This is a genomic window from Streptococcus sp. DD12 (assembly GCF_001578885.1).
Lineage (GTDB): Bacteria > Bacillota > Bacilli > Lactobacillales > Streptococcaceae > Streptococcus.
This window is the reverse complement of record NZ_KQ969497.1, coordinates 57,255-70,070: the sequence shown is the minus strand read 5'-3', so window position 1 is coordinate 70,070 and position 12,816 is coordinate 57,255. Positions and strand designations below refer to the sequence as shown.

22 protein-coding genes and 1 pseudogene are annotated in these 12,816 nt (G+C 43.7%); all 23 read right to left on the bottom strand.

The features are described 5' to 3' along the window. Positions 1-9 precede the first annotated feature (9 nt). Entirely contained in the window at positions 10-450 is a 441-nt protein-coding gene (gene rplO / locus STRDD12_RS07360) for a 50S ribosomal protein L15 (protein WP_066916727.1), read from the bottom strand. A 157-nt stretch (positions 451-607) separates the two neighbouring features. Next, on the bottom strand, positions 608-787 hold the full coding sequence (rpmD, locus tag STRDD12_RS07355; protein WP_066916724.1) for a 50S ribosomal protein L30: 180 nt from the start codon (positions 785-787) through the stop codon (positions 608-610). Between the two features lie 13 nt (positions 788-800). Continuing rightward, on the bottom strand, positions 801-1,295 hold the full coding sequence (gene rpsE, locus STRDD12_RS07350; protein ID WP_066916722.1) for a 30S ribosomal protein S5: 495 nt from the start codon (positions 1,293-1,295) through the stop codon (positions 801-803). Positions 1,296-1,313: 18 nt separating this feature from the next. Further along, entirely contained in the window at positions 1,314-1,670 is a 357-nt protein-coding gene (gene rplR / locus STRDD12_RS07345; RefSeq protein WP_066916719.1) for a 50S ribosomal protein L18, read from the bottom strand. 41 nt (positions 1,671-1,711) lie between these two features. Continuing rightward, positions 1,712-2,248 (bottom strand): 50S ribosomal protein L6, encoded by a 537-nt coding sequence (gene rplF, locus STRDD12_RS07340; RefSeq protein WP_066916717.1) that lies wholly within the window; start codon positions 2,246-2,248, stop codon positions 1,712-1,714. Between the two features lie 302 nt (positions 2,249-2,550). Next, a complete protein-coding gene (gene rpsH / locus STRDD12_RS07335; protein ID WP_066916715.1) occupies positions 2,551-2,949 on the bottom strand; it encodes a 30S ribosomal protein S8 in 399 nt (132 codons plus the stop codon). 118 nt (positions 2,950-3,067) lie between these two features. Then, the gene (locus tag STRDD12_RS07330) at positions 3,068-3,253 is read right to left on the bottom strand and encodes a type Z 30S ribosomal protein S14 (RefSeq protein WP_066916713.1); all 186 of its coding nucleotides are present in this window, start codon (positions 3,251-3,253) and stop codon (positions 3,068-3,070) included. A 14-nt stretch (positions 3,254-3,267) separates the two neighbouring features. Further along, on the bottom strand, positions 3,268-3,810 hold the full coding sequence (gene rplE / locus STRDD12_RS07325; protein WP_066916711.1) for a 50S ribosomal protein L5: 543 nt from the start codon (positions 3,808-3,810) through the stop codon (positions 3,268-3,270). Between the two features lie 23 nt (positions 3,811-3,833). Continuing rightward, positions 3,834-4,139, bottom strand: a complete 306-nt coding sequence (gene rplX / locus STRDD12_RS07320; protein WP_066916709.1) for a 50S ribosomal protein L24 — start codon at positions 4,137-4,139, stop codon at positions 3,834-3,836. Positions 4,140-4,208: 69 nt separating this feature from the next. Continuing rightward, positions 4,209-4,577, bottom strand: a complete 369-nt coding sequence (gene rplN, locus STRDD12_RS07315; RefSeq protein WP_066916707.1) for a 50S ribosomal protein L14 — start codon at positions 4,575-4,577, stop codon at positions 4,209-4,211. Positions 4,578-4,601: 24 nt separating this feature from the next. Beyond that, on the bottom strand, positions 4,602-4,862 hold the full coding sequence (gene rpsQ, locus STRDD12_RS07310) for a 30S ribosomal protein S17 (protein ID WP_066916705.1): 261 nt from the start codon (positions 4,860-4,862) through the stop codon (positions 4,602-4,604). Positions 4,863-4,887: 25 nt separating this feature from the next. Next, complete coding sequence (rpmC, locus tag STRDD12_RS07305) at positions 4,888-5,097, bottom strand: 50S ribosomal protein L29 (protein WP_066916703.1); 210 nt, start codon at positions 5,095-5,097, stop codon at positions 4,888-4,890. 9 nt (positions 5,098-5,106) lie between these two features. Next, a complete protein-coding gene (gene rplP / locus STRDD12_RS07300; protein WP_066916701.1) occupies positions 5,107-5,520 on the bottom strand; it encodes a 50S ribosomal protein L16 in 414 nt (137 codons plus the stop codon). A 3-nt stretch (positions 5,521-5,523) separates the two neighbouring features. Next, positions 5,524-6,177 carry a 30S ribosomal protein S3 gene (rpsC, locus tag STRDD12_RS07295; RefSeq protein ID WP_066916699.1) on the bottom strand — a complete coding sequence of 218 codons (654 nt, stop codon included), beginning with the start codon at positions 6,175-6,177 and terminating at the stop codon, positions 5,524-5,526. An 11-nt stretch (positions 6,178-6,188) separates the two neighbouring features. Continuing rightward, a complete protein-coding gene (gene rplV, locus STRDD12_RS07290; protein WP_066916697.1) occupies positions 6,189-6,533 on the bottom strand; it encodes a 50S ribosomal protein L22 in 345 nt (114 codons plus the stop codon). Positions 6,534-6,547: 14 nt separating this feature from the next. Beyond that, positions 6,548-6,822: pseudogene (gene rpsS, locus STRDD12_RS07285) on the bottom strand (30S ribosomal protein S19). Between the two features lie 84 nt (positions 6,823-6,906). After that, positions 6,907-7,740 (bottom strand): 50S ribosomal protein L2, encoded by an 834-nt coding sequence (gene rplB / locus STRDD12_RS07280; protein ID WP_066916693.1) that lies wholly within the window; start codon positions 7,738-7,740, stop codon positions 6,907-6,909. A gap of 19 nt (positions 7,741-7,759) precedes the next feature. Then, entirely contained in the window at positions 7,760-8,059 is a 300-nt protein-coding gene (locus STRDD12_RS07275; RefSeq protein ID WP_066916691.1) for a 50S ribosomal protein L23, read from the bottom strand. Further along, a complete protein-coding gene (gene rplD, locus STRDD12_RS07270; protein WP_066916689.1) occupies positions 8,059-8,682 on the bottom strand; it encodes a 50S ribosomal protein L4 in 624 nt (207 codons plus the stop codon). The genes STRDD12_RS07275 and rplD overlap by 1 nt, the downstream gene beginning before the upstream one ends. A 24-nt stretch (positions 8,683-8,706) precedes the next feature. Continuing rightward, positions 8,707-9,333 carry a 50S ribosomal protein L3 gene (gene rplC, locus STRDD12_RS07265; RefSeq protein WP_066916687.1) on the bottom strand — a complete coding sequence of 209 codons (627 nt, stop codon included), beginning with the start codon at positions 9,331-9,333 and terminating at the stop codon, positions 8,707-8,709. A gap of 64 nt (positions 9,334-9,397) precedes the next feature. Then, positions 9,398-9,706, bottom strand: coding sequence for a 30S ribosomal protein S10 (rpsJ, locus tag STRDD12_RS07260; RefSeq protein ID WP_066916685.1), 309 nt, complete (start codon positions 9,704-9,706; stop codon positions 9,398-9,400). 156 nt (positions 9,707-9,862) lie between these two features. Continuing rightward, the gene (locus STRDD12_RS07255; RefSeq protein WP_066916683.1) at positions 9,863-11,158 is read right to left on the bottom strand and encodes an MATE family efflux transporter; all 1,296 of its coding nucleotides are present in this window, start codon (positions 11,156-11,158) and stop codon (positions 9,863-9,865) included. Positions 11,159-11,214: 56 nt separating this feature from the next. Further along, the gene (thrC, locus tag STRDD12_RS07250; protein ID WP_066916681.1) at positions 11,215-12,702 is read right to left on the bottom strand and encodes a threonine synthase; all 1,488 of its coding nucleotides are present in this window, start codon (positions 12,700-12,702) and stop codon (positions 11,215-11,217) included. Positions 12,703-12,816 lie beyond the last annotated feature (114 nt).

Here is a 12,816-nt window from a genome sequence, read left to right as displayed (position 1 = left end):
TGCTCCTCATTAGATGACTTCGATAGAACCACCTTTAGCAGTAATCGCTGCTTCAGCAGATTTTGAGAATTTAGCTGCTTTAACAGTCAATTTCTTAGTCAATTCACCGTTACCAAGAACTTTAACGCCAGATTTTTCAGCACGGATGATACCAGCTTCTTTAAGCGCTGCAGGTGTCACTTCGGCACCGTCTTCAAAACGGTTCAACTGATCCAAGTTCACCAAAGCGTATTCTTTAGCATTGATGTTTGTGAAACCACGTTTTGGCAAACGACGGAACAAAGGTGTTTGACCCCCTTCAAATCCTGGACGGATGCTACCACCACTACGGGCTTTTTGACCTTTTTGTCCACGACCTGAAGTTTTACCATTACCTGAAGAAGTTCCACGTCCGACACGGTTGCGGACTTTACGTGAGCCTTCTGCTGGTTGTAATTCATGAAGTTGCATTATTAATTTCTCCTTATGTGTAAACTGCTAACGCCTTCATGGAGGAAAAGGGGTTCTCCATGAAAACTCGCCTATACGATTGTCGCTTTATTCAACGACGATGATATTCAAGACAAGGCTGGGGCAGTTAGCCCCAACCTCATCTTCGCCTAATAGTTTAGACTTCTTCAACAGTGACCAAGTGTGACACTGCTGTGATCATTCCACGAACAGCTGGGTTGTCTTCTTTGACAACGGAACTGTTCAATTTACCAAGTCCAAGCGCAACAACGGTTTTACGTTGTTCTGGTTTGCGTCCGATTGGAGACTTAGTCAAAGTTACTTTAATTTGAGCCATGAGTTCTCCTTTCTTATGCCAAATCAGAAACGGATACACCGCGGAGTGCTGCGACTTCTTCGGCACGTTTCAATTGTTTCAAACCTTCGATAGTTGCACGAACGATGTTGATTGGTGTGTTAGAACCCAATGATTTAGATGTGATATCTTGGATACCTGCCAATTCAACAACGGCACGAACAGCACCACCAGCGGCAACCCCAGCACCTTCTACGGCTGGTTTCAACAAGACGCGAGCTCCTGAAAACTCAGAGCGCACTTCGTGAGGGATTGTTGTGCCAACTGTTGGTACAGCAATCAAGTTTTTCTTAGCGTTATCAACGGCTTTACGGATTGCTTCAGGGACTTCTTGAGCTTTACCTGTACCAAAACCAACGTTACCATTGCGGTCACCAACAACTACCAAAGCGGCAAAGCGCAGACGACGTCCACCCTTAACAACTTTAGTGACACGGTTGATGGCTACAACGCGTTCTTCAAGTTCAACTGCATTATCTTTAAATGCCATTATCTAGTGTCCTCCCTATTAGAATTTCAATCCGTTTTCACGGGCAGCGTCAGCCAAAGCTTGCACACGTCCGTGATAAAGGTATCCACCACGGTCAAACACCACTTCAGAAATGCCTTTAGCCACTGCGCGTTCAGCAACGAGCTTACCAACAACAGCAGCTTGTTCTGTTTTTGTGCCCTTAGAAACTTCTTTATCAAGAGTTGATGCACTTGCGAGCGTTACACCCGCTACGTCATCAATCACTTGAGCGTAGATGCCTGTATTAGAACGGAAAATGTTCAAACGTGGGCGTTCTGCAGTTCCAGAGAGTTTTCCGCGGACGCGACGGTGGCGTTTTTGGCGGAGTTTATTTTTATCTGGTTTAGAAATCACAATTTTCTCCTCTTAATATTCAGGACTGGTTATCTTAACGATTATTTACCAGTCTTACCTTCTTTACGACGTACAAATTCACCAACGTAGCGAATACCTTTACCTTTATAAGGTTCTGGTGAACGCAAGCTACGGATGTAAGCAGCTGTTTGACCAACAACTTCCTTGTTGATACCGATAACGTTGATTTCAGTTCCTGATGGCACTTCAAAAGTAATGCCTTCTGGCGCTTCAACTTCGTCTTGGTGAGATTTACCAACAGAAAGAACCAATTTCTTTCCTTGAAGTTGTGCACGGTAACCAACCCCACGCATTTCCAAGGCTTTTTTGAAACCTTCAGAAACACCAACAACCATGTTGTTAAGGTTGGCACGAGCAGTACCATGAATTGTCTTCATTTCTTTAGAATCGTTTGGACGACGAAGAGTAATCTCGTTTCCTTCTTGAACGATTTCGATTGCTTTAGGGAATTCACGAGTTAATTCCCCTTTTGGACCTTTAACGGTCACAACGTTATTGTTGTTTGTCAATTCGACACCAGCAGGCACGACAATGACTTTGTTACCAATACGTGACATGTATTATTTCTCCTGTTAGATTATCAAGCCGCCTGGGCGACTAGTTTTCACGGGGATGCATGAGAGCAAGAGCGACAAGGACACCGCTAAAAAGAAGAATGTTTTAGGAGCCTTGCTTCCAAAAATTCTATCTTTTTTACCCAGCCCTTAGCTCAGACGCGAATGCACCGATACGATTACGTTCAATAGCTAAATTGAACACGCTCTAAGAACCGAGTAAAATGGATTAGTTGACCTGTTTGTAAACAAACCTCACTAACTTCCTCATTTTGCTTTGTTCTTTACAAGCTTCGTATCATGAATTACCAAACGTAGGCGATTACTTCTCCACCAATGTTCTTTTGACGTGCTTCACGGTCAACAAGAAGGCCTTCTGAAGTTGAAACAATCGCGATACCCAAACCGTTAAGAACTTTTGGAAGTTCTTCAGCTTTCGCGTAAACACGAAGACCTGGTTTAGAAACACGTTTCAAGTCAGTGATAACTTTCTCACCGTTTTGACCGTATTTCAAGAAGACACGGATGATACCTTGTTTGTCATCTGAAATCACTTCAACGTTTTTGATAAATCCTTCACGTTTCAAGATTTCAGCAATACCAACTTTCAATTTTGAAGATGGTGCTTCAAATACTTCATGACCAGCGCGGTTTGCGTTACGGATGCGAGTCAAAAAGTCTGCAATTGGGTCTGTCATAACCATTATGTTATTCTCCTTTACTAGTAGTTTGATTACTCACTTGCTAGTTAATAATGAGCTTTTGCTCAAATAAAGTTTTCTTCACTCAAACAACCTTAAGTTGTTCAAATGAATTATGCTATTACCAAGATGCTTTGGTAACGCCTGGAATTTGACCTTTGTAAGCCAAATCGCGGAAGCAAATACGGCAAAGTTTAAACTTGCGGTAAACAGAATGTGGGCGTCCACAACGTTCACAGCGTGTGTAAGCTTGCGTAGAGAACTTCGCAGGGCGTTTGTTCTTAGCAATCATAGATTTCTTAGCCAAATCGTTCCTCCTTATTATTTAGCAAAAGGCATGCCTAAGCCTGTCAACAAAGCACGTGATTCTTCGTCAGTGTTCGCTGTAGTGACGATGACGATATCCAATCCACGGACACGGTCAACATTGTCAAAGTTAATTTCTGGGAAGATCAATTGTTCTTTCACACCAAGTGTGTAGTTTCCACGGCCATCAAATGATTTTGTTGGCACTCCATGGAAGTCACGCACACGTGGTAAAGAAACTGAAACCAATTTATCCAAGAATTCATACATGCGTTCACCACGCAATGTCACTTTAGCACCGATAGCTACCCCTTCACGAAGTCGGAAGCCGGCAATTGATTTCTTAGCTTTTGTGATCAATGGTTTTTGACCTGAGATCAAAGCCAATTCTTCAGCTGCTTTGTCAAGGTTTTTAGCGTTAGATACTGCATCCCCAACACCCATGTTAAGAACGATTTTCTCAACTTTAGGCACAGCCATAACTGAAGAATAGTTGAATTGTTCAGTCAAACTTGGAACTACTTCATTAAGATATTTTTCTTTCAAGCGATTTGCCATCTTTTTTCTCCTTTCCTTCGTGATTAATCAAGCACTTCGCCTGATTTTTTGTTGTAGCGGATTTTCTTGCCGTCTTCGAATTTGTATCCGACACGACCAGCTACACCATTTTTATCCAACACTTGAACGTTAGACACATGGATTGGTGCTTCTTTTTCAACGATAGCACCTTGAGGGTTTTCGTTGTTAGGTTTTTGGTGTTTCTTGATGATGTTAACACCTTCAACCACTACTTTGTTAACTTTTGGCAAAGCAGTCAAGACAACAGCTTCAACACCTTTGTCTTTTCCTGCAATGACGCGAACTTTATCGCCTTTTTTTACAAACATTGAGAGTTTCTCCTTAAAATTTCTTACGCCCTTAGGGGCACCCTAGGAATCTAGGGGACTAGGTTTGTATTACAATACCTCTGGTGCCAATGAGACAATACGCATGTAGCCACCTTCACGCAATTCACGTGCTACTGGGCCAAAGATACGTGTTCCACGAGGGGTTTTGTCATCACGGATGATAACTGCCGCATTTTCGTCAAACTTGATGTAAGAACCGTCTGCACGGCGCGCACCAGATTTTGTACGAACGATAACAGCTTTGACAACATCACCTTTTTTAACAGCTCCACCAGGAGTTGCTTGTTTAACAGTCGCTACGATAACATCACCGATATTAGCGAATTTGCGTCCTGAACCACCAAGAACTTTGATGGTCAAGATTTCACGAGCACCGCTATTATCAGCAACTTTCAGGCGAGTTTCTTGTTGAATCATTACAAATATCTCCTTTTAGTCTGATTAGATAATAACAGCTTCTTCCACAACTTCTACAAGACGGAAATGTTTTGTAGCAGACAATGGACGAGTTTCCATGATACGAACGATATCGCCTTCTTTTGCGATGTTCTTTTCGTCATGTGCTTTGTATTTCTTAGAATAGTTGATACGTTTTCCATAGACTGGGTGGTTACGTTTGGTTTCAACTACAACAGTGATAGTTTTATCCATCTTGTCAGATACGACACGTCCTACAAGACTACGACGTTGATTACGTTCCATTTAAAAAGACTCCTTTCCCAATCTATTATTTGCTTAATTCAGTTTGCACTGTCTTCACACGTGCAATTTGTTTTTTAACTTCGTCCAAACGAGCAGTTTGATCAAGTTGACCAGCTGCAGCTTGGAAGCGCAAATCGAACAATTCTTTCTTCAATTCAACTTCTTTAGCAGCCAATTCTTCTTGAGACAATCCACGAAGCTCTTGAACAAAATCTTTAATTTCTTGAAGTTTCATGTCTTCTCCTTATTCTGCTTCACGTTTAACGAATTTAGTCTTCACTGGCAACTTGTGGCTTGCCAAACGAAGTGCTTCACGAGCAACTTCTTCTGAAACGCCAGCAATTTCAAACATGACTTTACCACGTTTAACAGGTGCTACCCAACCTTCAGGTGCCCCTTTACCAGAACCCATACGTACCCCGATAGCTTTAGCGGTGTATGATTTGTGTGGGAAGATTTTAATCCAAACTTTACCACCACGTTTCATGTAACGCGTCATAGCGATACGGGCAGCTTCGATTTGGCGGTTTGTAATCCAGTGGCTAGTTGTTGCTTGAAGACCAAATTCTCCAAAAGCGACTTCCTTACCACCTTTAGCTTCACCGCGCATTTTTCCACGAAACTCACGACGGTGTTTAACACGTTTAGGTACTAACATGTGTTATTTACCTCCCTTTGTGTTTTTACGAGCTGGAAGAACTTCTCCACGGTAGATCCAAACTTTAACACCTAGTTTACCGTAAGTTGTGTCTGCTTCTTCCCAAGCGTAATCGATATCTGCACGAAGTGTGTGCAATGGAACAGTTCCTTCAGAGTAGCCTTCAGCACGGGCAATATCTGCACCATTAAGACGACCTGAAACCTGAGTTTTGATTCCTTTTGCACCAGCACGCATTGCACGTTGGATAGCTTGTTTTTGTGCACGACGGAAAGCTACACGTTGTTCCAATTGGCGAGCGATACTTTCACCAACCAAGTGAGCATCCAAATCAGGGTTTTTGATTTCCACAATGTTAATGTGAACTTGTTTACCAGTCAAACGGTTCAATTGAGCACGAAGTGCATCAACGTTTGCTCCGCCTTTACCGATAACCATACCTGGACGAGCAGTGTGAAGAGAGATGTTCACTTTGTTTACTGCACGTTCGATTTCAATTTTTGAGATTGAAGCTTCAGCCAATTCTTTTTGGATGAATTTGCGAATTTTCAAATCTTCATGAAGGTATTCAGCGTATTCTTTTTCAGCATACCATTTTGCATCCCAGTCACGAATGATACCGACACGCATACCAATTGGATTTACTTTTTGACCCACGTTTCCCCTCCTTATTTTTCTGCAACAACTACGGTAACGTGAGTTGTGCGTTTGTTGATTGGTGAAGCTGAACCTTTGGCACGAGGGCGGAACCGTTTCATGGTTGGGCCTTCATTGGCGAAAGTTTCAGATACGACCAAGTTAGCTTTTTCCAAACCAAAGTTGTTTTCTGCGTTAGCGATAGCTGAGTTCAATGTTTTCTCAACAACACGTGCAGCTTTGTTTGGGGTAAATTTCAAGATGGCAATTGCATCAGCAACGTTTTTTCCACGAATCAAATCAAGTACAAGACGAGTCTTGCGAGGAGAAACACGTACTGTGCGAGCCATTGCTTTAGCTGAAGTAATTTCTGCCATAGTCTCTTAACTCCTTATCTTGTTTTCTTGTCGTCTGCTGCATGTCCGTGGTAAGTACGAGTTGGAGCGAATTCACCCAACTTATGACCTACCATGTCTTCTTGGATGTAAACAGGCACATGTTTACGTCCATCGTAGACTGCAATTGTGTAACCGATGAAACTTGGGAAAATCGTTGAACGACGTGACCAAGTTTTGATAACTTTTTCTTTTCGTCATTTGCTTGAGCTTCAACTTTTTTCATCAAATGCTCATCGACGAAAGGTCCTTTTTTAAGACTACGTCCCATTTTGTAGTTTTCTCCTTTAAATTACGTACCACAACGGCTTGCGCTGCGCGCTACCGAGTTGGCGGATGATGTTAAGCGGCCAGATTATTTTTCGTTGCGACGGCGAACGATAAGTTTGTCTGATTTCGCTTTCTTGTTGCGGGTCTTGAGACCAAGCGCTGGTTTACCCCATGGAGTAGATGGCGCTTTACGTCCAACTGGTGCTTTACCTTCACCACCACCGTGTGGGTGATCGTTAGGGTTCATTACAGAACCGCGGACAGTTGGGCGAATACCTTTCCAGCGGTTACGTCCAGCTTTACCAAGGTTAACCAAGGCATGTTGTTCGTTACCAACTGTACCGATAGTCGCACGACAAGTTGCCAAGATCATACGAACTTCACCGGATTGCAGGCGAACCAAAACGTATTTTCCTTCTTGACCCAACACTTGAGCTGAAGCACCAGCGGCACGGACCAATTCAGCCCCTTTACCTGGTTTCAACTCAATGTTGTGGATAACAGTACCGACTGGAATGTTCGCCAATGGCAAAGCGTTACCCACTTTGATATCAGCTTCTGGTCCAGAAACGATGCGTTGACCAACTTCAAGTCCTTTTGGTGCAATGATGTACGCTTTCACACCATCTGTGTAGTGAACCAAAGCGATATTTGCAGAACGGTTTGGATCGTATTCGATAGTTTTAACAACTGCTTCAACCGCATCTTTGTTACGTTTGAAATCGATGATACGGTAATGACGTTTGTGTCCACCACCTTGATGACGAACAGTGATACGTCCGTTGTTGTTACGACCAGCTTTGCTCTTCAAAGAAGTCAACAAAGTTTTTTCTGGTGTACTGGTTGTGATTTCTGCGAAATCTAACGATGTCATGTTACGACGGCCGTTAGTCGTAGGTTTGTAAACTTTAATACCCACTTTATTTCCTCCTTATGAATTAGTCAGCTTCTGGAGCTGCAAACAACTCGATTGCTTTTGAATCAGCTGTCAAAGTAATGATAGCTTTTTTAGTTTTAGCTGTAAAACCAGTGTAACGCCCAACACGTTTAGCTTTAGGTTTAACGTTGACTGTCTTGATAGCAGCAACTTTAACCCCTTCAAATGCTGTTTCAACGGCTTGTTTGATCAACAATTTGTGGGCACGGCTGTCAACTTCGAAAGTGTATTTGCCTTCTTCTAAAGCAGCCATTGATTTTTCTGTAATAACTGGTTGTTTAATTACGTCGTAGATGTTCATTAAGCGAGAACCTCCTCGATGGTTGAGATCGCGTCTTTCACAACAAGAACCTTGTCGCTGTTAACGATGTCAAGGACGCTTGCTGTTGTTGCGGTTGCAACTTTAACGTTTTTCACGTTACGCGCTGACAATTCTGCATTTTTGTTTCCTTCGTCGAGGATAACCAAAACTTTACTATCGATAGCCAAAGCTGAAAGCACTTTAACAAATTCAGCTGTTTTTGGCGCTTCGAATGACAAAGCTTCAACGGCTACAAATTTGTTGTCAGCTACTTTTTGTGAGTAAACTGATTTCAAAGCCAAGCGACGAACTTTTTGTGGGAACTTGTACGCGTAAGAGCGTGGAGTTGGTCCAAAGACTACCCCACCGCCACGCCATTGTGGAGAGCGGATAGACCCTTGACGAGCACGACCAGTTCCTTTTTGGCGCCATGGTTTACGTCCACCACCTGAAACAGCTGAACGGTTTTTCACTGCGTGAGTCCCTTGACGGAGGCTAGCACGTTGGCTGATAACAACATCAAAGACTACTGATTCGTTAGGTTCAATTCCAAAAACTGCATCGTTTAAAACAACTTCGCCAGTTTCTTTACCAGTTTGGTCAAATAATTTTACGTTTGCCATTAGATATCAATCTCCTTTCTGTTATTATTTAGCAGCTTTAATAGCTGATTTGATGGTGATAAGTGATTTCTTAGCACCTGGGACGTTACCTTTGATAAGGATAACATTCTTTTCTGGAACCACTTGAACAACTTCCAAGTTTTGGATAGTTACGCGGTTGCCACCCATGCGACCTGCCAAGTGTTTGTTTTTGAACACACGGTTTGGTGCAACTGGTCCCATTGAACCAGGACGACGGTGGTAACGAGAACCGTGAGCCATAGGTCCACGTGATTGTCCATGGCGTTTGATAACCCCTTGGAAACCTTTACCTTTAGTTGTTCCGGTAACGTCAACGATGTCTCCAGCTTCGAAAGTTTCAACTGTGATTTCTTGTCCAACTTCTAAGCCTTCAACGTTTTTGAATTCACGAATGAAGCGCTTAGGAGCCGTGTTTGCTTTAGCGACATGGCCTTTGGCAGGTTTGTTACTCAATACTTCACGTTTGTCGTCAAAACCAACTTGAACTGCTTCATAACCGTCTGTTTCAACAGTTTTCACTTGAAGCACAACGTTTGGAGTTGCTTCGATGACAGTTACAGGGATAAATTCACCTGATTCAGTGAAAATTTGAGTCATTCCCACTTTTTTCCCTAAGATTCCTTTTGTCATGAGAAAGAATTCCTTTTCTATAGTTTTTAAAAGTTTTTAATGAGCGTTTTTTGTGCTCAGCGTATTACAATTTGATTTCGACGTTCACACCACTTGGTAAGTCAAGTTTCATCAAAGCGTCAACTGTTTTTTGAGTTGGGTTGATGATGTCTACCAAACGTTTGTGTGTACGCATTTCAAATTGTTCACGAGAATCTTTGTATTTGTGCGTTGCACGGATGATGGTGTAGAGGCTACGTTCAGTTGGAAGTGGAACGGGACCTGCTACTTGAGCACCAGTACGTGTTGCAGTTTCTACAATTTTCTCAGCCGCTGTGTCAAGTGTACGGTGTTCGTACGCTTTCAAGCGGATACGGATTTTTTTAGTTGCCATCTTTTCTCCTCTCGTCTATTTACGATAATAGGCTAGCTCCACAAGAAAACCGACAGGTGGTTGCGTGGCAATGCAACCGAGCGTGTCGCAACCTCTTGCATCACAGCTATAGCTGTTTTTTTACAGCACCATAGTAGTTTAACACAAAAAAAAGCCCTAAGCAAGACTTTTTCTGGTTTTTCTAACTTTTTTACGATAGAGATAGGTCAGGAAGGCCCAGCGAAAGACATTGTCGGCAATTGTCGCCAACCAAACTCCCGCTAAGCCCCAAGAAAGACCGATTCCTAAGACAACCCCTAAACCGATGCGAATCACCCACATTCCAAACGTTGTTGCATAAAAGGGCAATTTGGCATTTCCCAGACCTTGCCACATAGCAGTCATAACAAGCGTTCCAGCTGTTGCAGGAGTTCCTAAAAAGGAATAAAGGATGACAACAAGACTAGCAGAAACAGCCTCCTGGTCCATGGTATAAAGCAATGTCAAGGGCTGTCCAAAAACAAAAATCGCTCCTGAAACGATGGCCATCAATAATAAGGAAAGAAAGTAGGCTTTTTTCAACAGTTTGGTCTCACTAGCCATATCCCCTACTCCTCTTGCCCTGGCGGCTAAAATCACCGTCGCTGTGGCAAGACCCATCCCAGGCATATAGTTAAACTGTGTTAGGGTCTCACCAATGGCATTGCCCGCAACCATTTTCGTCCCAAAAGTGACAACGATGGCTACAATGGCAATATCACCCACGCGCATCATCAAGCGTTCTCCAGCTGCCGGCAGGGCTAAATGAACCAGCTCTTTGTCAATGCGCCAGCTTAATACCAGACTTTTCCAGTCGTAGCGCATAGCGCCGACCAAGAGAGCAAAACCAACAGCCCGTGAGATGACTGTTGCAAAGGCGACCCCCATAATTCCCCAATGACATACAAAAATCGCGACACTAGCTAGCAAGGCATTCATCAGGTTGCTTAACAAGCTGACATACATGGGCAATTGGGGTTTGCCTTGACTACGCACCACACTGCCAGCAGTTGTCATGAGCCCTAAAAAGACAATCCCTCCTCCGACAATGGCTAGGTAAAGCCCCCCTTGACGGCTCACTTGCGGTGTGGTTCCCAAAAAACTGAGCAGACCTTCTCCAAAAAAGAGCGAAAAAAGACCTAGAACTAGCCCTAAAAAAAGTGTCAAAAGCAGGGCTTCCCCAATGAGCGCCTGGGCTTTCTTTCCCCCTTGCTGACTACGCCGGGCAGAATAGGCGCTAGAGACCGCAGCCCCCAAAGCAATAAAAATAGCCTGATAAACCGCTGTGACATTATTAGCCACTGACACTCCAGAAACAGCCGCAAGTCCTAAAATAGCGACCAAGTAACTGTCCACCATTCCCATTAGCATCTGAAGCAGGTTTTCAACCATAGCAGGTAGGCCAATCGCTAATAATTGTCTCGAGACTTTCATAACCAATTCCTCTTGTTTAATTGACAAAAAAAGCCTGACGGCTTTTTTCAATGAAGTTAAATTCCCAAATAACGTTCGACTTCCGTTTGCATATCCTGGGCAGCAACAACTGTTTCGTGACGAACAGGGGCATCTTGCAAGCCTTGCACAGCTTTAGGGATAGCAACACCTGATAATTCAACCAAGCTGTCCACGGCAGCAAAATCATCCGCAGGCGCCTGACCAGTCACAGCTTCAACTGTTACACGGGGGAACTTGTAGGGACTGGCCGTTGAAGCCACCACAGTCGGCGTCTGATCCTGACTAGCTGTGCGATAAGCAACATAGACCGCGGAAGCTACCGCTGTATGTGGGTCTTCCACATAATGGTCTTGCTCGTAAACGCGTTTAATTTCTGTTGCAGTGGCTTGCTCATCCGCATAACCCGCCTCAAAGAGGTCGAAAATGCTGTCGTCAATCCCTTCCAACAAGCTATATTCGCCTTTTTCTACCAGTGCTTCCATCAAAGCTTTGGTCCGGCTAGCATCATTGCCAACCAAGTGGAAAATCAGACGTTCAAGGTTAGACGATACCAAGATATCCATGGATGGGCTCGTCGTCACTTTAAACTCACGCTTCTTATCATAAGTCTTGGAATGGAAGAAGTCTGTGAGAACCTTGTTTTCATTTGAGGCACAGATGAGCTTGGCCACAGGTAACCCGATCAACTTGGCATAGTAGGCAGCCAAGATATTCCCAAAGTTACCTGTTGGGACTGTGATATTAATCGGATCGCCAGCTGCCACCACCCCTTGCTTGACCAATTGGGCATAAGCATAGACATAGTAAACAATTTGTGGCACCAAGCGCCCGATATTCATAGAATTAGCAGATGAAAATTGCAAGCCTCTAGCCGCCATCTTCTCACGCAAGGCTACATCGTTAAACATGTGCTTGACGTTGGTTTGGGCGTCATCAAAGTTCCCATCAATAGCGACGACATGGGTGTTTTGCCCTGTTTGTGTCGTCATTTGCAATTCTTGGATTTTGCTGACACCACCATGTGGGTAAAAGACAATGATCTCAGTACCAGGAACATCCTCAAAACCTGCCATAGCAGCTTTCCCTGTATCCCCCGATGTCGCTGTCAGAATAACAATTTTATTGGTTACCCCTTGTTTTTTGGCAGCTGTCGTCAACAGGTGCGGCAAAATAGACAAAGCCATGTCTTTAAAAGCAATCGTTGCACCGTGAAACAGCTCTAAATTGTAGTGGCCATCGACGGACACCACTTCTGCAATAGCTGGTGTATCAAATTTATCATCGTAAGCATGACGAATACAGTGGTCTATCTCTTCTGGTGTAAAATCATCCAGAAAAGCCCCTAACACCAATCGAGCAACCTCTTGATAAGACGCTTGCTGGAGTTGGTCAAAATCCAGGCTCACTGCTGGCATCGCAATCGGCGTGAAAAGACCACCATCTTGAGCAAGTCCTTGTAAGATGGCTTGACTTGCCGTGACGCGATTGTTTTCGTCTCGTGTGGATTGGTATACTAATGGCATGATATTCCCCCAGATGCTTTTTTACTATCATACCATATTTTCTGACAATTTGGCACAAAGCATCAAAAAAGGAGGTCAAAGAGCAAGAACTTTCACGCAAGGTCCTGCTCTCTC

Excerpts from the sequence above, each read along its gene's own strand:
- rplO (WP_066916727.1), bottom strand. The coding sequence starts at position 450 with ATGCAACTTCATGAATTACAACCAGCAGAAGGCTCACGTAAAGTCCGC.
- rpmD (WP_066916724.1), bottom strand. The coding sequence starts at position 787 with ATGGCTCAAATTAAAGTAACTTTGACTAAGTCTCCAATCGGACGCAAA.
- rpsE (WP_066916722.1), bottom strand. The coding sequence starts at position 1,295 with ATGGCATTTAAAGATAATGCAGTTGAACTTGAAGAACGCGTTGTAGCC.
- rplF (WP_066916717.1), bottom strand. The coding sequence starts at position 2,248 with ATGTCACGTATTGGTAACAAAGTCATTGTCGTGCCTGCTGGTGTCGAA.
- rpsH (WP_066916715.1), bottom strand. The coding sequence starts at position 2,949 with ATGGTTATGACAGACCCAATTGCAGACTTTTTGACTCGCATCCGTAAC.
- rplE (WP_066916711.1), bottom strand. The coding sequence starts at position 3,810 with ATGGCAAATCGCTTGAAAGAAAAATATCTTAATGAAGTAGTTCCAAGT.
- rplX (WP_066916709.1), bottom strand. The coding sequence starts at position 4,139 with ATGTTTGTAAAAAAAGGCGATAAAGTTCGCGTCATTGCAGGAAAAGAC.
- rplN (WP_066916707.1), bottom strand. The coding sequence starts at position 4,577 with ATGATTCAACAAGAAACTCGCCTGAAAGTTGCTGATAATAGCGGTGCT.
- rpsQ (WP_066916705.1), bottom strand. The coding sequence starts at position 4,862 with ATGGAACGTAATCAACGTCGTAGTCTTGTAGGACGTGTCGTATCTGAC.
- rpmC (WP_066916703.1), bottom strand. The coding sequence starts at position 5,097 with ATGAAACTTCAAGAAATTAAAGATTTTGTTCAAGAGCTTCGTGGATTG.
- rplP (WP_066916701.1), bottom strand. The coding sequence starts at position 5,520 with ATGTTAGTACCTAAACGTGTTAAACACCGTCGTGAGTTTCGTGGAAAA.
- rplV (WP_066916697.1), bottom strand. The coding sequence starts at position 6,533 with ATGGCAGAAATTACTTCAGCTAAAGCAATGGCTCGCACAGTACGTGTT.
- STRDD12_RS07275 (WP_066916691.1), bottom strand. The coding sequence starts at position 8,059 with ATGAACATCTACGACGTAATTAAACAACCAGTTATTACAGAAAAATCA.
- rplD (WP_066916689.1), bottom strand. The coding sequence starts at position 8,682 with ATGGCAAACGTAAAATTATTTGACCAAACTGGTAAAGAAACTGGCGAA.
- rplC (WP_066916687.1), bottom strand. The coding sequence starts at position 9,333 with ATGACAAAAGGAATCTTAGGGAAAAAAGTGGGAATGACTCAAATTTTC.
- rpsJ (WP_066916685.1), bottom strand. The coding sequence starts at position 9,706 with ATGGCAACTAAAAAAATCCGTATCCGCTTGAAAGCGTACGAACACCGT.
- STRDD12_RS07255 (WP_066916683.1), bottom strand. The coding sequence starts at position 11,158 with ATGAAAGTCTCGAGACAATTATTAGCGATTGGCCTACCTGCTATGGTT.
- thrC (WP_066916681.1), bottom strand. The coding sequence starts at position 12,702 with ATGCCATTAGTATACCAATCCACACGAGACGAAAACAATCGCGTCACG.